We start from the raw sequence: 23,520 nt of genomic DNA on the forward strand, positions 1-23,520 counted from the left end.
TTTATCATTACATTAACACTCTTTTAAATATAAACTAAGTTCCTCATTAGTAATTTCACTATAAAAATGAAAAACCAAAGTAATATGTGGTAATACTAAATCTGCTAAAGACTCATATTTCTTACGGATATTATTAATAACATCAATATTTTTAAATTCAGAAAAAATCATAATAGTTCTTGTATTCATCTCATATCACCTCTAAAAATTAAAATTTATACTATTCTTTTTTATTCTTATAAAAGTTAAAATCAAAATAATGTGTCTTCTTGTCCACAAGTATTGTTCCAATTTCCCCTTTTTCACATTTATCCACTGGTATAGCTTTTGTGCTATTAAGACATTCTAATGAACCAAAGTATACAGAATAATCATGCATATCGAATTGAATAGCCATCCAATAGGCTTCTGCATTATATTTTTCAGATGCCTTTTTTGCTTTTTCATAAGCATTAGTTCCGAGATTATATCTAGAATTAAGTTTCCCATCTTTTCTAAATTTATTTCGTGCCTTAACACTTATTATTATACGTCTATCTCCTTTTTCACAATATATATCTGCATATGCTTCGTTCATATGTTCATCATTTAAATTTCGAATTTTATCATATTGTCCATCAACTAGTGTTTTAATTGCAAATAATTCACCAAGTTCTCCTAATGATTTTCTTCTAGCAGCTTCTTTTTTGTTTTCTATATTCATTTCATCGTCCTCCATATATCAAACCTTACAATATTTATAAATATTATAATATTTATTGCATTTAAATTAAAATATTTTAATCTACTCACAAAAATTTCTCTTGAATAACAGCTCTAATTTCGAATTAATAATAAAACTTCTTATTTACTTTTCTCTTATAATCCGCTTTAACTGCCCATTGAGGTAAAACAAATAACATTGAAACAATAATAATAGTTAAAAGACATAATAAACTTGCAGTAAACAAGTCAAGTTGTACTATATTCATAATATTTTTTACTACTACATCTTTAGTACACATAAACGTAATAACAGCTACTATACAGTATTTTATTATATCAAATATAGCTCTAGTAATATTATGTTCCTCTGCTTCTATATTTTCCTTAATTAATACCTCACATATTTTATCTAACTGTTTTAAATAATATTTCTTCTTTAGCTTTGCCTTTTCTTTTTCATCTTTATTGAAAGTTTTATCAATTTCATCTAATTTTTTATCTATTGTTATAGAAAATTCATCTAAATCTTTTTCAAGTTTAAATATTTTTTATCTATATCAAATATTCCTTTACACAACTCAATCACCTCATATATATTCACTGATTTTACAATTAGAACTTTAATTTATATTATATATCAATTATTAAGTTTAACATAGTTATGCCAATATTTCTTGACATAAAAAAAGAAGGAGCATCATTTATGAGCACTCCTTCTTTAATTGTATAATCAAATAATTATCGTTTATAGTTAACTCTTATTATCTAATCTCAAACCAAGGTGTCGCTTGTATTCCTTTGGGATATCCATATGTTGGATATATAGCTTTCATTTTATTCTCTTCCTTCTATAACTGCTCATAATTAAATTATATACCTATTAAAATTATTAAACTATATTTTCAAATAATTTATCCTAATGTATACTTTAAAATTTATAGTTATATATGTTTTAATCTTCTTATACCATTCTTTTGTCAACTATTTATATTCAAATATCTAAATTTAATATACTCATTCCAATATTTCTTTACATAAAAGAAAAAGGAGTATCATTCATATATACTTCTTCCTTTTTACTTATACAATATAATAACTTATAATTTCTAAGATAACTTTACTTTGCTATTGCTTATAATAGAACTCTCCGTAACTGTATTGAGTGAGATTTCCCGTAAACAAATTTATTATCTATTATATTTAGAAATTCTTTTACAATAAATAATACTATATCTTTATTGTCTTTATGTTCCAACTCTATTGTCTTCAATATACTAGTTATCTGTCCACTATTTAATATTTCTTCAGCATCAATTTCTTTATTAAATGGTAACCCTTCATGAGCTAAACTATTTCTTTTAGGTCTAATTTTAGTATTTATAAACTTAAATATTTTCTTTTCTTCATCCATTAAATAAATCCCTTGTATTTCTATTAAATATTGAACCTTATTATATAATTTACTTTTTTTATTGTGATTTTTCTCAAAAACTTTATATCGATTCTTATCTTTGATATATTTATCTATATATGACTCTAACTCTCCATATATAAGTGTTATAAAATCTCTATAATCAATCAAAAACATATCTAATATATCTTTAACCTGTTTTATAAAGTATTCTCTTTCCTTATTATCTTTAGGTTCAAAATTTTCTTTTAATATTTTTCTCTCACCCAAATAAACATCTGCTGAAATAGGTATTACATCATCTACATCTCTGTTCTCGTCATAGTTTTAATTACTTCTAAAGGATAATTCCTTAACGCTCCTAATTGTTTATTTAAATAAATTTTCTTCATTAACTTTTATCTCTTCTAGAAAATTAAAAAAGCTAAATAAAATAATACTCATATTTTACCTAGCTTTATCCTATTTATAATAAATATTTTTAATATATATTTCTTAATATTACTAATTATCTTATAAAAACTCTAAATTTTAAATTTAGAATTACTCAACACACTTCCTAGTTTTCCCAATCGCTCTATAAAGCATGTAAAATATATTCCAGTCGTTGTAATAGTAGTAGTACCTGTTCTTGTAAATTTAATTAATTCATAATTATTAAAAAATTCTTCCATAAGCTGTTCTAAATAATTTATTTGACTTTCTGTTAGTTCTATTCGTATACTCTCTCCTTGCTTTAATGCATTAACTATATTAGGATTAATTTTTAATAATTTTTCAAAATATATATTGCAGTCATCCCAAAATGTATAGGTTTCTTCAAAGTTTTTAACATTATTTGTAAAATCACTAAAATCAACCTTAGGCTCTTTTGAACCTATTGAACTTGAAAGTAAAGGCAATAAAAGTTTTAATCCTGATATTTCTGAAATCTTTATTGCTTGTAATAAATTTAATGGTATTGGTAATTTGTTTGGCTCCATGCCAGAATGACATAAAGGTACTACAGGTATATTTCTAACCCAACCTGCCCCTGCCTCAAAGTTTATCCATGGTTTTTTAACAGACTTAGGACTACATAATATCAATTCTATTGAACAAGTTCCTAATGAATTGGATATATTATCTAACCATCTTGCTCCTGCTGATATAGATGTATCATCCGATGAAACAAATATATCCATCATGCCTAAAAAACTTTCTTCTAATAGAGCCTTTAATTCCAATGCTAGATCTTTCTCTTCAGTTATATGAGAAATAAATATTATTGGCTTATCCATAACAACACCTCTTATACTAAATTATTTATTACGATAATTATATCTCATTTTACATAATATTACAAATAAAACTCTATTTATCCAATTATCTAAATTTAGAGAAAACATCATTTATTTATAATATGGCTCTCTTTATCAAATTCCATAATAATACTATTTAATGTTAATCATATACAAACAAAAATTATTTTCTATAAAAAAAAGTGCCAATAAAATTGACACTTTAAAACTGAATATTTTTTATTTACCATATTTTATGCTAATCCTTCTATTATTCCACCGCCAACAACAACATTTCCATCATAGAAAACTACTGATTGACCTTTTGTTATTGCTCTTTGCTTATCTTTAAATGAAACTTTAACCTTTCCATCTTTAAGTGGTGAAATTATAGCATCTGCAGGCTTTGCTGCATATCTAACCTTAGCTTGAACTTCCATATCTTCCTTTAATTCATCAAAAGGAATAAAATTAACATCCTTAGCTACTAAATCTGTTTTAAATATATTTTCTTCTGATCCTATAACAACTTCATTTTTCTTAGGATTTATTCCTATTACGAATACTGGCTTTCCAAGAGCTAATCCAAGACCTTTTCTTTGACCTATAGTATAATAAACTATTCCTTTATGTCTTCCTAGTATATTTCCTTTACTATCAACAAAGTTTCCTGGTTTAACTTCATTTGGACGTTCTTCCTTTATAAATCTTCCATGATCGTTATCTGGTATAAAACATATTTCTTCACTATCTTTTTTATTATGAACTGCAAGACCTATTTCCTTTGCAATTTCTCTTATTTTATCCTTAGTGTACTCTCCACAAGGCATTAATGTATGAGCTAATTGATCTTGAGTAAAATTATAAAGAGCATAAGTTTGATCTTTTTTATCATCATCAGATCTAATTAAAAGATATCTTCCATCTCTTTCTTCTATTTTAGCATAGTGACCAGTTGCTACATATTCAGCTCCAATTCCTCTAGCTTTTCTTAAAAGTTCATCAAATTTTAAATGCTTATTACATGCAATACATGGATTTGGAGTTTTTCCATCTATATATTCTTGAACAAAATATTTAATAACTTTATTTTTAAATGAATCTCTAAAGTTTAAAACATAAAAAGGAATATCTAATTTTTCGCAAACACGTCTAGCGTCTTCTACAGCAGATAGAGAACAGCATCCACCTTCTCTTTCTTCATATTCCTTATCCTCTTGCCAAATTTGCATAGTAATTCCTATTACATCATATCCTTGTTTCTTTAAAAGGTAAGCAGCGACGGAGCTATCAACTCCGCCGCTCATACCTACAACTACTTTTTTCTTTTCCATTCCATCACCTATTCTTGGCCATGAACATGGTCATGTAGGTCATCTCCATGTTCTTTGAAATCCCAAGGTTCTAATCCTTGTCTATTTCTGTAGTCATTTATAGCCTTATGAATTGCTTCTTCAGCTAATACTGAGCAATGCATCTTTACTGGTGGAAGTCCATCTAATGCTTCTGCAACTGCTTGATTTGATAAGTGCCATGCTTCTTTAATTGGCTTTCCCTTTATTAATTCTGTAGCCATTGATGATGAAGCTATAGCTGATCCACAACCAAATGTTTCAAATTTAGCATCTTTTATAATATCATCCTCTATCTTTAGGTACACTCTCATAATGTCTCCGCATTTAGCGTTTCCAACTTCTCCTATACCATTTGCATCTTCTATAATTCCTACATTTTTTGGATTTCTAAAGTGCTCCATAACTTTTTCACTGTATATCATAATTAATTTTCTCCCTTCTTTATGAAGTCGGTCCAAAGTGGGGACATACTTCTAAGTCTTTCAATAATTGGTGGTAAAACTTCTAGTAAATAATCAACATCCTCTTCTGTTGAACTATCACCTAAAGTTAATCTTAATGATCCATGAGCCTTTTCATGTGGTAAACCTATTGCTAGTAATACATGTGAAGGATCTAATGAACCTGATGTACAAGCACTACCACTAGATGCACATACACCTTCAAAATCTAATGAAAGTAATATTGATTCTCCTTCTATAAACTCAAATGATACATTGACATTACCAGGAAGTCTTTTATCTCCTGTTGGTCCATTTAATCTTGAGTAAGGAATCTTTAATAGACCGTCTATTAATTTGTCTCTTAAAACTGTCATATTTTTAATATGATTTTCTAAATTATCTGTTGCAAGTTCTATAGCTTTTCCAAGTCCAACTATTCCAGCAATATTTTCTGTTCCAGCTCTTCTATTTCTTTCTTGTCCGCCTCCATGGATAAGGTTATGGATTCTAACACCTTTTCTTATATAAAGAACACCAATTCCCTTTGGTCCATAAATTTTATGACCTGCAAGTGATAAAAGGTCTATATTCATATCTTTAACATCTATTTTTACATTTCCAATTGCTTGAACAGCATCTGTATGGAATAATACTTTTCTTTCTCTACAAATCTTACCAATTTCTTTAATTGGTTCTATTGTACCAATTTCATTATTAGCAAACATTATAGAAACTAATATAGTTTTATCTGTAATTGCATTTTTTAAATCTTCTAAATTTATAAATCCTTCTTCATCAACATCTAAATAAGTAACATCAAAGCCTAATTTTTCTAAGTATTGGCAAGTATGTAATACAGCATGATGTTCTATTTTAGTTGTTATTATATGATTTCCTTTATTTCTATAAGCAGACGCAATACCTTTTATAGCCCAGTTATCAGCTTCTGATCCACCGCCTGTAAAATATACTTCACTTTCATCAGCATTTAAAGCTTTTGCAACTTGTGCTCTTCCTTTATCTACTGCCATTTTTGTTTTTCTTGATATTTCATAGAATGATGATGGATTTCCAAATTTATTTGTGAAGTATGGAAGCATTTCTTCTAAAACTTCTGGTTTAACATATGTTGTTGCAGCATAATCCATATATACTGGTTTCATTTCTATTCACCTCTATTTATAAAATTTATTCCTTCATTTTTTTGTTTTATTTCTTTAGAATCATTTACTATATCCTCAAGTGTTATTGATTCCATAACACTCTCTATACTATTTTTAATTTTCTTCCAAAGAATTCTTGTTGCACAGCAATCTATATTATCGCATTTTGCTCCTTCTATGCAATCTGCAATTTCAATAGGACCTTCTAAAACATGTATAATATCAGACACCTTTATGTCTTTAGGCTCTCTATTAAGTACATATCCTCCTTGAGCTCCTCTTATACTTTTAATAAGCTTCGCCTTTCTAAGGGGACTAAAAAGTTGTTCTAAATAATATTCAGATATATTTTGTCTTTTTGAAATTGTCTTTATTGATACTGGTGCATCTCCATAATTCATTGCTAAATCAACCATAGCTTTAACACCATATCTTCCTTTTGTGGAAAGTTTCATTTTATCACCCCTTAAAGTAGAGTAACTTACTACGATTTCTGTTTATATCTTACCAAATCACTCTGCTATTGTCAATAATCATATATTAATTAATTATGAACAAAATTTTTGTCTAATTTTCTAAATAAAACTATCATAAATTTAAAACACTTTAAAGCATTTTAGTTTTTTATTTTATTCCAATATTCTTCTATAGCTTTTTCAAATTTATTGTTTCCCGGATTATAATATTTTTTATTTTTTATATTGTTAGGTAAATATTGTTGCTTAACATATGAATTTTCATAATTGTGAGGATATTTATATTCAAGTCCTCTTCCAAGTTTTTCTGCTCCACTATAATGAGCATCTTTTAAATAATTTGGAATATCATCTATTTTCATGTTGTATAAATCACTTAAAGCAGAATCTATTGCAAGATATGCTTTATTAGACTTTGGACTTGTTGCTAAAAGTATTGTAGCTTCTGCTAAAGGTATCCTGCACTCTGGAAATCCAAGTTCCCTTGCTGAATCAACTAATGATTTTACTATCATAGCTGCCTGTGGATAAGCAAGCCCTATATCTTCACTTGCAATAACTTGTAATCTTCTGCATATTGAAATTAAATCCTCTGCTTTAATAAGTCTTGCTAAATAATGAATTGCAGCATCTGGATCACTACCTCTAATAGATTTTTGAAATGCACTTAAAATATCATAATGACTATCTCCATTCATATCATAAGCTACAACCTTTGTTTGTGTGCTTTCCTTTGAAACTTCTAAATCTATTATTATTTCTCCATCTTCATTAGGATTTGTAGAATTTATTGCAACCTCTAATCCATTTAAAGCTTTTCTAACATCTCCATTTGAAGATGCTGCAAAATATTTATAAGCATCATCATCAATACTTATTTTTAAATTTTCATATTCTTTTTCTTCAATTTCAACAGCTCTTTTTAGAGCACAGATTACGTCTTCTTCAGTTAATGGCTTAAATTCAAATATAGTTGACCTACTTAATAAAGCTTTAAATATATAATGATATGGATTTTCTGTTGTTGATGCAATTAAAGTAATTCTTCCATCTTCAATATATTCAAGAAGAGATTGCTGCTGCTTTTTATTAAAGTTTTGAATTTCATCTAAATATAAAACTACTCCATCTCTTCCCATAAAGGTATCTAACTCTTTTCCTATTTCTTGAATATCCTTTAATGAAGCTGTTGTAGCATTTAATTTATAAAACTTTTTATTTATTCTCTTTGAAATAATATTTGCAACTGTAGTTTTGCCAACTCCAGGTGGTCCATAAAAAATCATATTATTTATGGTTCCACTTTTTATTATTCTATTTAAAATTTTATTTTCTCCTAATATATGCTTTTGACCAAATACTTCTTCTAAAGTTTCAGGTCTTATTTTATCTGCTAAAGGTTTAAACATTAAAATCCCTCATTTATAATTTTATTTATCAAAAACAATTATATCAGATTATAGTTATAATTAAATAAAATACTCATTTAAACTAATACACAAAAAACACAGTAACAAATATTAAAAATAGATTTGTTACTGTGTTTTTCATTTTTAGTTACAACTAAGACTAATGTTAATTTTACATAGAACTATAAAATCATATTAATAAACAATTAAGTAAGTCTAAAGAACTATCTAAAATCAACACTTAAATTATTTAAATATTATACTATTTATATCTATCTTCTTCTTTTGCATACCATTTTTAATTAAGAAATCTTGTGTTTTTTCTAAATCCTTAATATCTGACTTAGTTATTTGTGGATCAAAGTTATACCAAGAATACATTTCTCTTGTTTCCTTATCTGTTAATCCAACTTCCTTTGCAGTTTCTTTTATTACTTTGTCTTTATTTTTCTTCATGTACTCTATAGTTTCACTATGAACTTTTTCAAATCTCTTTACAAGGTCTGGATGTTCATTTAAGAATTTTCCGCTAACTGCTGTAACTATTGTTCCATCTACTAATCCTTCACCATTTACAACTAATTTTGCACCATTATTTTCTGCTTTAAGAGCTGCTGGTCCTGCAAGTAATGCTGCATCAACACTTCCATTGCTTAAAGCTGCACTAGCTTCTGGTATTCCCATATTTACAAACTTAACGTCTTTTATACTCATACCATTTTTATCTAAAGCTGAAACTAATAGTTGATGTAAAACTGTTCCTTTAGGTCCTGCTATTTTCTTACCCTTTAGATCTTTTACATTCTTTATCTTTTTATCTTTAGTTAATATCATAAATCCCTTTGGTGCTCTACTATATACATTTAATATTTTTAAGTCAACACCATTTGATGCAGCTAAAATAGCTGATGTTCCTCCAAGGGCATGAAGAAAATCTAATTCTCCTGCAGCTAAAGCTGATGTTTGATCTGGTCCTGATGTTATTTCATGAAATTTTACACCTATTCCATCTTTACTAAATTCCTTTTCAAATAACTTATCATTTTTTTCAAGTATTGATGGTACATTAAGTGGTGCCTTTACATAAGTAATATTAATTTCTTTAGGGTTTTTAGCTTCTTTTTTATCATTTTTGCCACTATTATTACCACATCCTGCAAAAAGGAATAATCCCATTGCAACTGTTAACATTAAAGCTAAAAATTTCTTTTTTCTCATATGTATCTACTCCTTTAAAATATTTAGAATTTCTTTTTTTAATTCTATAAAATATTTCTCATCAATATCTCTATTAAACCCTTTATTAATACTAAACTCATAGACTCCTTTTTTCTTTGATAAAACAATTATCTTTGTAGCAATAAGCATTGCCTCTTCGATATTATGAGTAACAAAAATAACTCCTTTTTTAGTTTCCTCATAGATTTTAATAACTTCCTTTTGCATGTCCATTCTTGTAAAATAATCTAATGCAGCAAAGGGTTCATCCATAATTAATATGTCTGGATCGTATATTAAAGCTCGTCCAATAGAAACTCTATTTGCCATACCTCCTGATAATTCATCTGGATATGCATTTTCTAAACCTGATAGTTTAATTAACTTTAATACTTTTTCTAGATTCTCCTCATTTTTACCATGTATTAATATGTTTTCTTTAACATTTAGCCATGGCATAAGTCTGCTTTCCTGAAATACCATAGCAGCTTTAGGTTCACAATAATTATCATTATCATCTTTAAATAGAATTTCTCCACTTTGATATTCTTCTAATCCTTTAAGTAATCTTATAAAAGTAGTTTTTCCACAACCACTTTTGCCTATAATAACTGTAATATCTTTAGCGTCTATTTCTAAATTAATATTTTTAAGTACCATAATTTCTTTGTTATCTTTTTTGTATGTTTTACTTAAATTTTTTATTAAATACTTACTCAAAAGCTTTGCTTCTCCTTCCATACTTAGATTTAGTTATAATCATACCAAATAATTTATCAGTTAAAATTCCTAAAGTTCCAATTAAAATTATTCCAACTATAACTTCATCACTTCTTGACATTTCCTTTGCATCAAGTATTAAATATCCAAGACCTGATGAGGCTGCAATCATTTCAGCTCCAATTATTGCACGCCAGCTATATCCAATTCCTAGTTTTAAACCTACTAAAATATTTAGCATAGCACTTGGCATTATAATTTTCTTTATAATGTCCTTTCTATTTAATTTAAAACTTATACCAACTTCTAAAAGTTTACTATCTGTTGAAAGAACTCCATTTAAAGTATTTAAAAATATTGGGAAAAATGATGCAAGAATTATAACTATAATCTTTGATTTCTCTCCTATTCCAAACCATAATATAAGCATTGGTATAAGAGCTAATGGTGGAGTATTTCTCATAAACTCAAATAATGGTTTAAAGTATTCATATATTTTAGGCTTTAGTCCAAAAATAAATCCTAATGGAACAGCAAATAAAGCACTTATAAAAAATCCAATTATTATTCTATAAAGACTTGATCCTATATTAATAAATATTTCTCCATTATTAAGCATAGTAAAAAAACATTTTAAAACAGTAATAGGTGATGGTAATATATATCCACTCCAAACTTTAAAATAAGTAACTAATTCCCAAAGACTTAATATTATTAAAAATACTAATGTCTTTTTAAATATTTTCAAAATAACCATCTCCTATCTTTTGAAAGATAACATACATTTTTTATTTTATCACTTTTATAAAAATGATTAAAACTTTATATAAATTCAAAATAATCTATTTTCCGGTTTCTTTTATTACCTTACATAAATTTTCTACACTAATTACGTTTTTATATATTCTTTATTAAAATTATAAAAACCCAACAATGAAATTCTATATATACTGTTCATTAAATTTATATGTTTATTGGAATATTTTCCAGTAAATTAAATTGACATATATGCTAAAATTAAATAAAGGAGATGTTAATATGGTTATTGTAGATAATGAGAAAACTATAGAAAACTTATTAAAAAATAAAGGTATAACTTTATTATATTTTTCTTCACCAACTTGCAGTGCTTGTGCTGCAATAAAATCTAAACTTGAAGTAGAATTAGTTAAATTTCCTAACATTTCAGCTTATGAAATTCCACCTTTTAATACTGAAAAAATATTAGCAAATTTTAATATATTTACCTTTCCAGCAATTCTTTTATATATAAATGGAAAAGAATACTTAAGAGAAGCTAGATATTTTAGCGTTGAAAAACTTATTAAAGATATTAAAAGATATTATAAATTATCTCAATAAAAAAATTTGCTCTAATTTATAGAGCAAATTTTTTTATATACTATTCTACTTGTTTTAAAAGTCTTTTTAATACATCCATCATTCTATTTTCTTTTATTTCATCATTACCAACTACAAGTATTCCTTTAATATCATTGTCTGATAAATCCCATTTATATGTTACAAATCTAACTTTGCTTTCCTCTGGTAAATATTCTTCTATTTCCATAGCAATCTCTTCTGCTATTGCTACATATTCTTCAAATAGGGTATCTTCATCAATATCATTTATATTATAAGATTCTTCTATTTCTTCATTCAGTATATCTACTGAAATACTTAAATTGTATGCACAAACATCTTCTCTCTTTATTCCATTAGTCATATCTTTAATAACTTTAAATTCCGTATTTGCTTCAATACTTTCACCAATTTCTTTTGTATCCATAATTTTATTTCCAAACACAATATACATAAACATTACTCCCTTTCTTTTAGGAACAGATCTTTTTAATTCTATAATGGAATTGCTCTATGTCCTATTCCAATTACAACTTCATCTAAATGAAGTAATCCTATACTTAAAAAAATGCAAACTGATAGGTGTTCACCTTTCCTTGCAATTCCAATTTTTCCTCCTACGTTTTGACCATTAGCTCTACTTTCCACTTGCATCAATGCATCTCTAGTAGCTCCAATTACAGCTCCTTCATGAAGATGTTCCTCTCTTATAAGTCCGTTTCTTTTTGATGCAACAAGTGCTCTCTCTAAAATTTTATGAATTGAATCATTAATATTTCCTCCAATATTTACAGCAGTAACTAAACAATCCTTTTCTTTATACTCTAATTTTAAATTTTCTTCTTCTTCTCTACTTGAAATTGCCATTTTTGTAGCTATCTTAGCTACTTCAGTGCTAGTGTTCTTCATTTTTCATCTTCTCTCCATCTTTTAACCTTTAATTTATAAAATAATTGAAAAAACTATATATTCTTCAATTATATATATAAGATCCTTCTCTTCTTCTGTACCTATATCAATTATATCACCTTTTATATATTCTAAGTATCTAATTAATACAATACACAAAGAAATTTTAAATATACTTTTCTTTGATAATCCATTGCTATTAAAATTACTCTTTTCACTTAACATTTCATAAATATTACATACTCCCTTAGAAAACACATCATCATTTTTAACAAAACTAGATGCAAGTCCTATTAGTGGAAATATATCATTATCAATAAAATCATAATTTCCCATTAAAGTTCTTCTAATTTTAATTGCTCTTTCAATTTTATTTTCTAAATCTAAATTTGTAATTAATAATGATACATAAAAAGGTTCTAAATTTCCTTTAATATTTAATTCTAAATTTTTTATCTTTAATGAAATATCCTTTACATCTTCTATTATTTTATCAAAATCTTTATTTATTATTGTTAAATAACTATAAATTATATAATCTTCATTTGATAAAGAATCATATTTATTTTTTTCTATTTCATATTTTATATTAAATAATTTGCTTAACTTATCCTCTAATTCTTCTCCTTTAAATCTTTTTGACAATAAAAATGAAGCATAAATTGCTTCTTTATTATCCTTAAAGCCTCTATCTATTAAAGAATAATTTATATATTTGGTATTTTCAAAGACTTCCTCATAGTCTTTTCTGCCATTCATAAGAATAGAGAAAATATTTTTAAACTCTCCTCTGAATTTTGAATTAAATCTAGTGTTCTTTCTAATATGTTTCCTTATAACCTTTAATTGCTTTTCATTAATACCTTTTTCTGAAACATTTGCTATTAAAGAAGCTAAGCAATTAATTTCCTTTCCATCCCACCTTAAATTTCTTTTAAATTCATCATTAAGTTCAATAAAAATTTTTACTTTCTCTTTCAGCTCAATATCCATTTCATCATCCTCATAAAATTATTACTTAAAATTTATATATTTATATATTATTTCTAATATAACATAACTGTCAATAAAATTAAAAAGAATTAGAATAAATATTTATCCTAATTCTTTCTCTTTAATAAGTTTAAAAACCTGTCCCATAACTTCTAAACTTATTATATCTTTTTTTTAAAAGTTCTTCTAAATCTAATTTTTTTAAATATATAAGTTCTGATATAATAGATTTTTTTAAACTTTTAGCCATCCTTAATGGATTTTTATGTGCTCCTCCATTAGGTTCTTTAACTATAAAGTCTATAATATTAAACTTTCTTAAATCTTCAGCTGTAATTTTCATAACTTCAGCTGCCTCTGCTGCTCTATCACTATCTTTCCAAAGAATAGAAGAAAACCCCTCTGGAGAAAGTATAGAATATATTGAATGTTCGAGCATTCCTACTTTATCTCCAACTGCAAGAGCTAAAGCACCACCACTTCCTCCTTCTCCTGTTATAACTGATATTATTGGAGTTTTTAATTTGCTCATTTCAAATAAATTTACAGCTATAGCTGAGCCTTGACCTCTTTCTTCTGCATCTACACCACAAAAAGCTCCTGGGGTATCTATTAAACAAATTATAGGTCTTTTAAATTTTTCTGCTTGTTTCATAAGTCTTAAAGCTTTTCTATATCCTTCTGGTTTTGGCATGCCAAAGTTTCTTTTTATATTTTCTTTTGTATTTTCACCTTTTGTAATAGCAATAGCTGTAACTGCTATACCATTTATTTCACCAATTCCTCCAATTATAGATTTATCATCACTAAAATTTCTATCTCCATGAAGTTCTATAAATTCATCTAATATATTTTCTAAATAAAATTTTCCTGTTGGTCTATTTTTATCTCTTGCAATAAGAACTTTATTCCAAGCTTTCATTGTTCTTGGCATTATTCTATTCATACATATTCACCTCATGTAACTTTAATAACTTATATACACAGGTTCTTAAATCTTTTCTATTTACTATTTTATCAATAAAGCCTTTCTCTAAAAGAAATTCTGCCCTTTGAAAATTCTCTGGAAGGGTTTCCTTTATTGTATTTTCAATTACCCTTCTTCCTGCAAATCCAATTAATGCATTAGGTTCGCTTAAAATTATATCCCCTTCCATTGCAAAACTTGCAGTAACTCCTCCAGTTGTAGGGTCAGTAATTATTGTTATATAGAGAAGTCCTTCATCACTATGTTTAGCTAAAGCTGCACTCACCTTTGCCATTTGCATAAGAGAAAATATTCCCTCTTGCATTCTAGCTCCACCTGAAGTAGTAAATATTATAATTGGAAGTTTATTTTCTGTTGCAAATTCTATCATTCTAGTTAATTTTTCTCCTACAACAGTTCCCATACTTCCCATCATAAAAAAACTATCCATAATACCTGCACAAACTTTTATTCCATTAACCAAACCAGTTCCTGTAACAACTGATTCATTACTTTTAGTTTTTTCTTTAGCAGATTCTAATTTTTTATCATAATCATTAAAATCTAATGGATTTTTAGTTTTTAAGTTTTTATCAAACTCCTTAAAAGAATTTTTATCAAAAAATATTTCTATTCTCTCATTAGCTCTAAGTCTAAAATGATGATTACAATTTGTACATACATATTTATTATTTACTAAATCCTCATGATAAACTATTGAGTGACAGCTATCACATTTAGTCCACATTCCTGAAGGTATGTTAGGTTTTTCATTTTCTTCTGTATTTATTTTTTTTACTGTGGCATATTTTTGTTTTTTACTAAATAAATCCTTAAGCATTTCTCTTCACCATCTTATTTTCTAAAAATGAGGTATCATATTCCCCTTTTAAAAATTCTTCCATTTCTAAAATTGAATATTGAAATTCTATATTTGTTTTAACTCCACCTACACCAAATTCACTTAAAGCTCTTTTCATTCTTGTTATAGCTTCTTCTCTATCTTTTCCATATGATATAAGTTTTGCAAGCATTGAATCATAACAATGAGGAATTTTATAACCACAATAAATTGCAGAATCTAATCTAATTCCTAATCCCCCTGGTATATAAAGCTCATTTATTAATCCAGGACAAGGTCTAAAATCATTTTCTGGATCCTCTGCATTTATTCTACATTCAATTGCATAACCTTTAATTTCAACATCCTCTTGAGTAAAATTTAAATGTTCACCACTTGCAATTTTAAGTTGTTCCTTTAAAAGATCTACTCCTGTTACCATCTCTGTTATAGGATGCTCAACTTGAATTCTAGTATTCATTTCCATAAAATAATAATTATTATCTTTGTCAAGTAAAAATTCTATAGTACCTGCATTTTTATAATTACAAGCTTTAGCAGCTCTTTTAGCTACTTCTCCCATTTCTCTTCTAAGTTTTTCATTTAAAACTGAAGATGGAGCTTCCTCTAGAACCTTTTGATTTTTTCTTTGAAGAGAACATTCCCTTTCTCCTAAATGAACTACATTTCCATATTCATCTGCTAATATTTGAAATTCTATATGTCTTGGTTTTTCAATAAATTTTTCAATATATAAAGTATCATCACCAAAGCAAGCTAATGATTCAGCCTTTGCTGTATTATAGCCTTTTTTAAATTCTTCATCATTTTTTGCTATTCTAATACCTTTACCTCCACCACCAGCTGAGGCTTTTATCATAATAGGATAGCCTATTTCCTTTGCAATAGTTAATGCATGTTTTTCATCCTTAATTATTCCTTCAAAACCTGGAACAACTGGAACCTGTGCTTTTTTCATTAACTCTCTTGCTTTAGCTTTATTTCCCATAAGTTCTATACAAGTATAATCAGGTCCTATAAATTTTATATTACATTCTTTACACATCTTAGCAAACTTAGAGTTTTCTGATAGGAACCCAAATCCTGGATGAATAGCATCTGCTCCTGTTAAAACACACGCACTTAATATATTTTTTATATTTAAGTAACTATCCTTTGCAGGATAAGGTCCAATACAGATAGCTTCATCAGCTATTTGTGTATGAAGTGCTTCTTTATCTATCTCAGAGTATACTGCAACTGTTAAAATGCCAAGCTCTTTGCAAGCTCTTATTATTCTAACTGCTATTTCTCCTCTATTTGCAACCAATACTTTCTTAAACATATATTTCACCTATCCTATAGCAAACATTATTTCTGCTTCACATACTTTCTTTCCATCTACTGTAGCTATACCTTTTCCTATTCCAACTAGTCCTCTAAGTTTTATTATTTCGCACCTTAATTCTAATTTATCTCCAGGAACTACCTTTTGTCTAAATCTAACCTTATCAGCTCCAGCAAAAAGTGGAATCTTCCCTTTAAATTCTTCCTTTGTAAGTATTGCAACTGCTCCAACTTGTGCTATAGCTTCAAGTATTAAAACGCCTGGCATTACTGGTTCTTGTGGAAAATGTCCTCTAAAAAAACTTTCATTAAAAGTTATATTTTTATATCCTTTAACTAATTTTCCTTCTTCCATTTCTGTAATTCTATCCACAAGTAAAAATGGATATCTATGGGGTAGTATCTCTTTAATTTCTTTTATTCCCATCATATTAAATACCCTCCTTTATTTTAAATAATGGAGTACCGTATTCAACCATATCCCCATCCTTTACTAAAATCTCAGCAACAGTTCCTGAAAATTCGCTTTCTATTTCATTCATAAGTTTCATTGCTTCAATTATACAAAGGACATCACCTTTTTTAACAGGATCTCCAACCTTTACAAAGCTTTCACTATCTGGTGAAGGCGACCCATAAAAAGTTCCAACCATAGGCGATGTAACTATACTTCCTGAAATTTCTTCCTTTTCATTAATGTTTTCTTTAAGGTTATTTGTTTTATCTTCTTTTACTTCATCACTTAATTTTTTTTCTAAAATATTTTTTTCTAATACTTTATCCCCTGTATTTATTTTTTTATTATTATCTTGTTTATTTAGGTTATTAACTTCTCTTGTTAAGGATTTATCCATTTTTATATTTGAATTCTTATCTTTATATTCAAAATAAGCAAGATCTGAATTATTTATAAGTTCAATAAGTTCTTTAATTTCACTAATATCCATATAAATAACCTCCTATTTTTCATTCCACTTCTTAAATAATAGTGTTGCATTATGACCACCAAATCCTAATGAATTTGTTAAAACATAATTAACTTCTTTTTCTCTTCCAATATTAGGTACATAATCTAAATCACATTCTTCATCAGCTGTTTCATAACCAATTGTTGGTGGCACAAAATTATCTAATAAAGCTTCTACACAAATTATTGCTTCAATAGCACCTGCTGCTCCTAAAAGATGTCCTGTCATTGATTTAGTTGAAGAAACAGGTATTTTATAAGCATCTTCTCCAAATGCTTTTTTTATAGCTCTTGTTTCAAATTTGTCATTTAAAGGTGTAGAAGTTCCATGAGCATTTATATATGAAATTTCTTCTTTTTTAATTGAAGCCTCATTTATTGCATCAAGCATTGCTCTAGCAGCGCCTTCTCCTTCTGGATCTGGTGATGTTATATGATATCCATCACAAGTACTTCCATACCCAACAACTTCTGCTAAAATTTTAGCCCCTCTATTTTTAGCAGATTCTAAACTTTCAAGAACTAATATTCCAGCTCCTTCCCCCATTACAAATCCACTTCTATCTTTATCAAAAGGAATTGATGCCTTCTTTGGATCATTTGATGTATTAAGAGCTTTAAGACTTGCAAAACCTTCTATTCCTATTTTAGTAATTGGTGCTTCAACACCACCTGCTATCATAACATCTGCATAACCATGTTTTATTTGTCTAAAAGCTTCACCTATGCTGTTAGTCCCTGTAGCACAAGCTGTTACAATAGAAGTTGAAGGTCCTTTAAATCCATATTTTATAGATATATTACCAGCTGCCATATTTATTATTGCCATTGGTATAAAAAATGGAGATACCCTTTTTGATCCTTCAACCATTTTAGTTATTTCAGTTTCAATAGTTTGAAATCCTCCAATGCCAGAACCAACCAAAACTCCTATTCTATTCTTATCCATATTTTCTAAATCTAATCCTGATGATTTAATTGCTTCTTCTGTTGCAACTAGTGCAAATTGAGAAAATCTATCTAATCTTTTACTTTCTTTTTTACCTAAAAGTGCTGCTCCATCAAAATTTTTAACTTCTCCAGCAACTTTAACACTAACCTCGTCTTTATTAACTAATGTTACATAGTCTATTCCAAGCTTTCCAATTTTTGCATTATTCCAAAAATCTTCTACATTATTTCCAATTGGAGTTAATGCTCCCATTCCAGTAACTACAACTCTTCTATTCATAAAAAAATTCCTCCAAAAAATTTACATTACCATTCCACCATCTACATTCATAACTTGACCTGTTACATACGATGCTTCATCTGATACTAAAAATGCTACCATATTTGCAACATCTTCAGGGTTACCAAGTCTTTTAAGTGGTATGCTTTTTTTTATTTCTTCTTTGTATTTTTCTCCAAGAATATCTGTCATATCAGTATCAATAAATCCTGGTGCTATAGCATTAACTGTAACTCCTCTACTACCAACTTCTTTAGCTAATGACTTAGTCATTCCAATTACTCCAGCTTTTGATGCTGCATAATTTACTTGACCTGCATTTCCAACTAATCCAACAACAGATGATAAATTAACTATTTTTCCATATTTTTGTCTAACCATTACTGGTGTTATACCTTTTAAGCAGTTAAATACTCCCTTTAAATTTACATCTATAACATTATCAAAATCTTCTTCTTTCATTCTTAAAATTAAAGTATCTTTTGTTATACCTGCATTATTAATCATTATATCTATTTTCCCAAACTTTTCTTTAGCTGCCTTAATCATTCCTTCTACATCTTTACTATTGCTTATATCACATTTATATAAAAGTACATCTATTCCCATACTTAGAAGTTCTTCTTTTACCTTTTCTGCCTCTTCTTCATTACTTCTATAATTTAAAACAATATTTGCCCCAAGAGAAGCTAACTTTTTTGCTATTGCCTTTCCTATTCCTCTTGAAGCTCCCGTCACTATTGCACATTTATCCTTTAACATATAACCCTCCTATTGCTCCTTCATTTCTTTTATAATTTTATTTAATGATTCCAAATTTTCTATATTATAAATTTTTACTTTTCTATTAATCTTTTTAACAAATCCACTAAGAGATTTTCCAGGACCTACTTCTATAAATGTATCAACACCTTTGTCTAACATATCCCTTATAGTTTTTTCAAATAATACTGATGACATTATATGTTTTCTTAAAATATCTTTTAAATTATCTTCATCTTTATATGGAAGTCCTGAAATATTTGAATAAACTATTTTATTAAATTTATTAAATTTAACTTTTTCAAGTTCCTTTAAAAATTCAAAACTTGCATCTTTAAGTAATGAACTATGAAATGGACCACTTACATTAAGTGGTACTCCAAGCCCTCCAAGTTCCTTTGCTATTTTTACAGCTTCTTCTATTGCTTTATTTTCTCCTGATACAACAATTTGACCTGGACAGTTATAATTTGCACATTCAATTATTCCAAACTTTGAAGCTCTATTTAAAAGTTCTTCTATTTTTTCATTATTTAATTTTAATATAGCTGCCATTTTCCCAAGACCTTTTGGAAGAGAGCTTCCCATAATTCTGCCTCTTTCCTTTATAAGTTTTAATCCATCTGAAAAGTCTAATGCTCCTCCATAAATTAAAGCTCCATACTCTCCAAGGGAAAGTCCAGCTGTATAATCTCCAATTATTCCATTTTTTTCTAATACTTTTATGATCGCTAAAGAAGTTAGTAATATAGCAGGTTGTGCATTTTCTGTAAGCTTTAAATTATCTTCATTACCACTAAATATTAAATCTTTAATATTCATATTTAATATTTCTTCACCTTTATCAAAAACTTCCCTGCACTCTTTAATATTTTCGTATAAATCCTTTCCCATTCCTATATATTGAGATCCTTGACCTGCAAATAATATAGCAATATTTTCACTACTCATATAAACCTCCAAATTTTGAAATTGTATCTTTAGCTCCATTAATTAAATCTTCTATTATTTCCTTGCAGCTTTCTTCTTTATTAATTAGTCCAGATATTTGACCTGCCATAACAGAACCATTAATAACATCTCCCTCTATTGCTGCTTTTGGAAGAGATCCTTTTCCAAGGTTTTCTAATTCTTCAATTGTTCCATTATTTTTTTCTAATTTTTGAAATTCTCTAGATAATTTATTTTTTATTACTCTAACAGGGTGACCAGTTGATCTTCCAGTTACATCTGTATCAATATCTTTAGCCCCTAAAACTTTATTTTTATAATTTTGATGTACTGTACATTCTTTAGCAACTAAAAATCTAGTTCCAACTTGAATTCCTTCTCCTCCAAGCATAAAGGCAGCAGCAGTTCCTCTTCCATCTCCTATTCCACCAGCAGCTATTACTGGTATTTTTACAGCATCTGCAACTTGTGGAATTAAAGTCATAGTTGTAAGTTGACCAACATGACCTCCTGATTCATTACCTTCTGCAATAATTGCATCTGCTCCCATCTTTTCCATTCTCTTTGCTAGAGCAACTGATGCAACAACTGGAATAACCTTTATTCCATGAGATTTCCACATTTCCATATATTTTCCTGGACTTCCTGCACCTGTTGTAACTACTGAAATTCCTTCTTCACAAACAAGTTTTGCTACTTCATCTGCATGTTCAGACATAAGCATTATATTTACTCCAAAAGGTTTATTTGTAATTTTTTTAGCTTTTCTTATTTCTTCTCTTATCCATTCAATTGGTGCTGTTCCAGTAATTATTCCAAGACCACCAGCCTCACTTACAGCAGCTGCTAAAGATGCATCTGCAATCCAAGCCATTCCACCTTGAAGTACTGGATATTTAATATTTAATATTTTGCAAACTCTATTACTCATTAAAGTTCCTCCTAAAATTACTTATAAAACTTAATTTATCCATAATAAATAAAATCGGGCTTTAAATTAAGGCCCGATTTTATTTTCAGAATATTCTGTTAACTCTAATTAAAACTACCATGAGCAACAGATTGTAGCCTTAAAAATAATTAGTTATTCTTCTTTTTTTCAACATAGTCTACTGCATCTTTTATGCTTTTAATGCTTTCTGCATCCTCTAATTGAATTCCAAACTTTTCTTCAATTTCAATTACAACTTGAAATAAATCAAGTGAATCTGCTCCTAAATCTTCAAATGTAGTGTCCATTGTTACTTCACTTTCATCTACTCCTAATTGTTCACAAACAACTTCTCTAATTTCTTCAAATATCATATTTCTTACCTCCATAATTTACAAAAATCTATATATTTTAATTTATAATTACCACTTAATTAATGTAGCACCACAAGTTAATCCTCCACCAAAAGCAACTAACACAATTAAATCTCCAGTCTTTAATTTGGCTTCTTTATTTAAATCTGCTAGTGCTATTGGAACAGATGCTGATGATGTATTTCCAACTTTATTTAAGTTTGTATAAAACTTTTCCATTTCAAGATTAAGCTTTCTTGCAGCATAATCTATTATTCTTAAATTAGCTTGATGTGGAATAATATAATCTACATCATCTAATGTGTAGCCTGTATTTTCTAATACTTTATTTATAGACGTAACCATTGCTCTAGTTGCAAATTTAAATACTTCTCTTCCATTCATTTTAATATACTGCTCTTTAATGTTTTCTTCCTTTACAAAAGGATTTATTACACTATTTGCTTCTGCAGTTAATGCATCTCCTTTATCTCCTTCTGAAATTGAATAAGTATTTATAATTCCACTTTCATCATCTTCAGACACTTCTATAACAGCAGCTCCTCCACCATCTCCAAAAAGTATGCAAGTACTTCTATCTTTCCAGTTAACAATTTTAGAAAGAGTTTCAGCTCCAACTATAAGGGCATTTTTATATCTACCTGTTTTAAGTAAACTTTCCCCAACTTCTAATGCATAAATAAATCCTGTACATGCTGCATTAATATCAAAGGCTGTTGCATTTATCGCTCCTAATTTCTTTTGAAGAATACATGCAACTGATGGAGTAAATGAATCTGGAGTAATAGTTGCAACTATTATTAAATCCAATTCATTACCTTCAATATTTGATGATGCTAGTGCAGCAATTGCTGATTTATAAGAAATACTTGATGTATCTTCACCTTCTGATATCCTTCTTTCACAAATTCCTGTTCTTTCAATTATCCACTTATGATTTGTTTCTACTAATTCACTTAAATCATTATTAGTAACTATTCTTGAAGGAATATAAGAACCTACACCTTTAATTTTTACTTTCTTCATTATTTTCTCCTTAATTATTTAAGTTGTACTCCACTTTAAAGAACTCATTTAATCTTTCTAATGAGGACATAAGAACTTTTTCCTCATCTTCTGATAGTCCTTTAATAGTTGCATTAATCATATCGCTATGGAATTTCTCATGTAATCTATACGCAAGCTTTCCTTTTTTAGTTAATTTAATTAAAACAACTCTTCTATCTTCTTCGATTCTTTTTCTCTCTACATATTCTTTTTTAATTAATTTATTAATTGCTGTTGTTAATGTTCCAACAGTAATTTTTAAATCTCCAGCTACTTCTGACATTGTTCTTTCTGTATACATTCCAATTGCCTCTATTGTATGCATTTCTGTTACTGATAAATCATTAATTACTCCTTGTTTTAATGCTCTCTCTTCAATTTGAAGTATATCATTAAAAATTTGTACCAATAATTCATTTAATACTTTTTTATTTTTATCCATTAATAAATCCTCCATACTTTGTATATTCTATATATACTATAAATATTTTTAATGAATAAATCAATTATGTCAAATATTTTATAATTCAAATTATTTGATAATCAAAATATAATACAAACAACTTAATTTGTCAATAAAACATTTACTTGTTTTTAGAAAAAACTATGGTATTATTTAGTTAATTTTTTATTAAGGAATATTGAATTCATGTATTAA

29 protein-coding genes are annotated in these 23,520 nt (G+C 27.7%); 1 reads left to right on the top strand and 28 read right to left on the bottom strand.

Annotation, left to right across the window (positions count from 1 at the left end; genetic code table 11):
* Window positions 1–12: 12 nt before the first annotated feature.
* From J2Z53_RS00975 to J2Z53_RS01035, 13 genes are all read right to left on the bottom strand, one after another.
* Complete coding sequence (locus tag J2Z53_RS00975; RefSeq protein ID WP_209795352.1) at window positions 13–189, bottom strand: hypothetical protein; 177 nt, start codon at window positions 187–189, stop codon at window positions 13–15.
* 31 nt (window positions 190–220) lie between these two features.
* Window positions 221–703, bottom strand: coding sequence for a hypothetical protein (locus J2Z53_RS00980; RefSeq protein WP_209795353.1), 483 nt, complete (start codon window positions 701–703; stop codon window positions 221–223).
* Between the two features lie 124 nt (window positions 704–827).
* Window positions 828–1,004 (bottom strand): hypothetical protein, encoded by a 177-nt coding sequence (locus tag J2Z53_RS00985; protein ID WP_209795354.1) that lies wholly within the window; start codon window positions 1,002–1,004, stop codon window positions 828–830.
* Between the two features lie 833 nt (window positions 1,005–1,837).
* Window positions 1,838–2,386: a hypothetical protein gene (locus tag J2Z53_RS00990; RefSeq protein ID WP_209795355.1), complete on the bottom strand. Its 549-nt coding sequence runs from the start codon at window positions 2,384–2,386 to the stop codon at window positions 1,838–1,840.
* 254 nt (window positions 2,387–2,640) lie between these two features.
* Window positions 2,641–3,396, bottom strand: a complete 756-nt coding sequence (locus tag J2Z53_RS00995) for a toll/interleukin-1 receptor domain-containing protein (RefSeq protein ID WP_209795356.1) — start codon at window positions 3,394–3,396, stop codon at window positions 2,641–2,643.
* Between the two features lie 254 nt (window positions 3,397–3,650).
* Window positions 3,651–4,730 carry a tRNA 2-thiouridine(34) synthase MnmA gene (mnmA, locus tag J2Z53_RS01000; RefSeq protein ID WP_209795357.1) on the bottom strand — a complete coding sequence of 360 codons (1,080 nt, stop codon included), beginning with the start codon at window positions 4,728–4,730 and terminating at the stop codon, window positions 3,651–3,653.
* An 8-nt stretch (window positions 4,731–4,738) separates the two neighbouring features.
* Complete coding sequence (gene nifU / locus J2Z53_RS01005) at window positions 4,739–5,173, bottom strand: Fe-S cluster assembly scaffold protein NifU (protein WP_209795358.1); 435 nt, start codon at window positions 5,171–5,173, stop codon at window positions 4,739–4,741.
* Window positions 5,174–5,175: 2 nt separating this feature from the next.
* Window positions 5,176–6,357, bottom strand: coding sequence for a cysteine desulfurase NifS (gene nifS / locus J2Z53_RS01010; RefSeq protein ID WP_209795359.1), 1,182 nt, complete (start codon window positions 6,355–6,357; stop codon window positions 5,176–5,178).
* Between the two features lie 2 nt (window positions 6,358–6,359).
* Complete coding sequence (locus J2Z53_RS01015; RefSeq protein ID WP_209795360.1) at window positions 6,360–6,812, bottom strand: RrF2 family transcriptional regulator; 453 nt, start codon at window positions 6,810–6,812, stop codon at window positions 6,360–6,362.
* 161 nt (window positions 6,813–6,973) lie between these two features.
* Entirely contained in the window at window positions 6,974–8,242 is a 1,269-nt protein-coding gene (locus J2Z53_RS01020; RefSeq protein WP_209795361.1) for a replication-associated recombination protein A, read from the bottom strand.
* A gap of 246 nt (window positions 8,243–8,488) precedes the next feature.
* Window positions 8,489–9,460: an NrtA/SsuA/CpmA family ABC transporter substrate-binding protein gene (locus J2Z53_RS01025; RefSeq protein WP_209795362.1), complete on the bottom strand. Its 972-nt coding sequence runs from the start codon at window positions 9,458–9,460 to the stop codon at window positions 8,489–8,491.
* A 6-nt stretch (window positions 9,461–9,466) separates the two neighbouring features.
* Window positions 9,467–10,180 carry an ABC transporter ATP-binding protein gene (locus J2Z53_RS01030; RefSeq protein ID WP_327786688.1) on the bottom strand — a complete coding sequence of 238 codons (714 nt, stop codon included), beginning with the start codon at window positions 10,178–10,180 and terminating at the stop codon, window positions 9,467–9,469.
* A complete protein-coding gene (locus J2Z53_RS01035) occupies window positions 10,173–10,937 on the bottom strand; it encodes an ABC transporter permease (RefSeq protein WP_209795364.1) in 765 nt (254 codons plus the stop codon). Before J2Z53_RS01035 ends, J2Z53_RS01030 begins: the two co-directional genes overlap by 8 nt.
* Window positions 10,938–11,218: 281 nt before the next feature.
* Between J2Z53_RS01035 and J2Z53_RS01040 the strand changes: the two genes are divergently transcribed.
* Window positions 11,219–11,542: a thioredoxin family protein gene (locus J2Z53_RS01040; RefSeq protein WP_209795365.1), complete on the top strand. Its 324-nt coding sequence runs from the start codon at window positions 11,219–11,221 to the stop codon at window positions 11,540–11,542.
* Between the two features lie 40 nt (window positions 11,543–11,582).
* On the opposite strand, the gene J2Z53_RS01045 is transcribed toward J2Z53_RS01040, so the two are convergent.
* The 15 genes from J2Z53_RS01045 to J2Z53_RS01115 form a co-directional block, all read right to left on the bottom strand.
* Window positions 11,583–11,996, bottom strand: a complete 414-nt coding sequence (locus J2Z53_RS01045) for a hypothetical protein (RefSeq protein ID WP_209795366.1) — start codon at window positions 11,994–11,996, stop codon at window positions 11,583–11,585.
* Window positions 11,997–12,037: 41 nt separating this feature from the next.
* The gene (locus tag J2Z53_RS01050) at window positions 12,038–12,451 is read right to left on the bottom strand and encodes a HutP family protein (protein WP_209795367.1); all 414 of its coding nucleotides are present in this window, start codon (window positions 12,449–12,451) and stop codon (window positions 12,038–12,040) included.
* A gap of 33 nt (window positions 12,452–12,484) precedes the next feature.
* Window positions 12,485–13,444, bottom strand: coding sequence for a DUF4003 family protein (locus J2Z53_RS01055; protein WP_209795368.1), 960 nt, complete (start codon window positions 13,442–13,444; stop codon window positions 12,485–12,487).
* A gap of 130 nt (window positions 13,445–13,574) precedes the next feature.
* Window positions 13,575–14,390 carry an acetyl-CoA carboxylase carboxyltransferase subunit alpha gene (locus J2Z53_RS01060; protein WP_209795369.1) on the bottom strand — a complete coding sequence of 272 codons (816 nt, stop codon included), beginning with the start codon at window positions 14,388–14,390 and terminating at the stop codon, window positions 13,575–13,577.
* On the bottom strand, window positions 14,383–15,252 hold the full coding sequence (accD, locus tag J2Z53_RS01065; protein WP_209795370.1) for an acetyl-CoA carboxylase, carboxyltransferase subunit beta: 870 nt from the start codon (window positions 15,250–15,252) through the stop codon (window positions 14,383–14,385). Before accD ends, J2Z53_RS01060 begins: the two co-directional genes overlap by 8 nt.
* Window positions 15,245–16,597 (bottom strand): acetyl-CoA carboxylase biotin carboxylase subunit, encoded by a 1,353-nt coding sequence (locus J2Z53_RS01070; protein ID WP_209795371.1) that lies wholly within the window; start codon window positions 16,595–16,597, stop codon window positions 15,245–15,247. The genes accD and J2Z53_RS01070 overlap by 8 nt, the downstream gene beginning before the upstream one ends.
* Before the next feature lie 9 nt (window positions 16,598–16,606).
* Window positions 16,607–17,029 (bottom strand): 3-hydroxyacyl-ACP dehydratase FabZ, encoded by a 423-nt coding sequence (gene fabZ, locus J2Z53_RS01075; RefSeq protein ID WP_209795372.1) that lies wholly within the window; start codon window positions 17,027–17,029, stop codon window positions 16,607–16,609.
* A gap of 1 nt (window position 17,030) precedes the next feature.
* Window positions 17,031–17,546 carry an acetyl-CoA carboxylase biotin carboxyl carrier protein gene (gene accB, locus J2Z53_RS01080; RefSeq protein WP_209795373.1) on the bottom strand — a complete coding sequence of 172 codons (516 nt, stop codon included), beginning with the start codon at window positions 17,544–17,546 and terminating at the stop codon, window positions 17,031–17,033.
* A gap of 12 nt (window positions 17,547–17,558) precedes the next feature.
* Window positions 17,559–18,797 carry a beta-ketoacyl-ACP synthase II gene (gene fabF / locus J2Z53_RS01085; RefSeq protein ID WP_209795374.1) on the bottom strand — a complete coding sequence of 413 codons (1,239 nt, stop codon included), beginning with the start codon at window positions 18,795–18,797 and terminating at the stop codon, window positions 17,559–17,561.
* Window positions 18,798–18,818: 21 nt separating this feature from the next.
* Complete coding sequence (fabG, locus tag J2Z53_RS01090; RefSeq protein WP_209795375.1) at window positions 18,819–19,559, bottom strand: 3-oxoacyl-[acyl-carrier-protein] reductase; 741 nt, start codon at window positions 19,557–19,559, stop codon at window positions 18,819–18,821.
* A 9-nt stretch (window positions 19,560–19,568) separates the two neighbouring features.
* Window positions 19,569–20,510: an ACP S-malonyltransferase gene (gene fabD, locus J2Z53_RS01095; protein WP_209795376.1), complete on the bottom strand. Its 942-nt coding sequence runs from the start codon at window positions 20,508–20,510 to the stop codon at window positions 19,569–19,571.
* Window positions 20,503–21,441 carry an enoyl-[acyl-carrier-protein] reductase FabK gene (fabK, locus tag J2Z53_RS01100; RefSeq protein ID WP_209795377.1) on the bottom strand — a complete coding sequence of 313 codons (939 nt, stop codon included), beginning with the start codon at window positions 21,439–21,441 and terminating at the stop codon, window positions 20,503–20,505. The genes fabD and fabK overlap by 8 nt, the downstream gene beginning before the upstream one ends.
* Before the next feature lie 149 nt (window positions 21,442–21,590).
* Window positions 21,591–21,815 (bottom strand): acyl carrier protein, encoded by a 225-nt coding sequence (acpP, locus tag J2Z53_RS01105; protein WP_209795378.1) that lies wholly within the window; start codon window positions 21,813–21,815, stop codon window positions 21,591–21,593.
* Window positions 21,816–21,863: 48 nt separating this feature from the next.
* Complete coding sequence (locus J2Z53_RS01110; RefSeq protein ID WP_209795379.1) at window positions 21,864–22,841, bottom strand: beta-ketoacyl-ACP synthase III; 978 nt, start codon at window positions 22,839–22,841, stop codon at window positions 21,864–21,866.
* A 10-nt stretch (window positions 22,842–22,851) separates the two neighbouring features.
* On the bottom strand, window positions 22,852–23,304 hold the full coding sequence (locus J2Z53_RS01115) for a MarR family winged helix-turn-helix transcriptional regulator (RefSeq protein WP_209795380.1): 453 nt from the start codon (window positions 23,302–23,304) through the stop codon (window positions 22,852–22,854).
* Between the last annotated feature and the right edge of the window lie 216 nt (window positions 23,305–23,520).

The sequence above is a fragment of the Clostridium moniliforme genome (assembly GCF_017873235.1).
GTDB lineage: Bacteria > Bacillota > Clostridia > Clostridiales > Clostridiaceae > Clostridium > Clostridium moniliforme.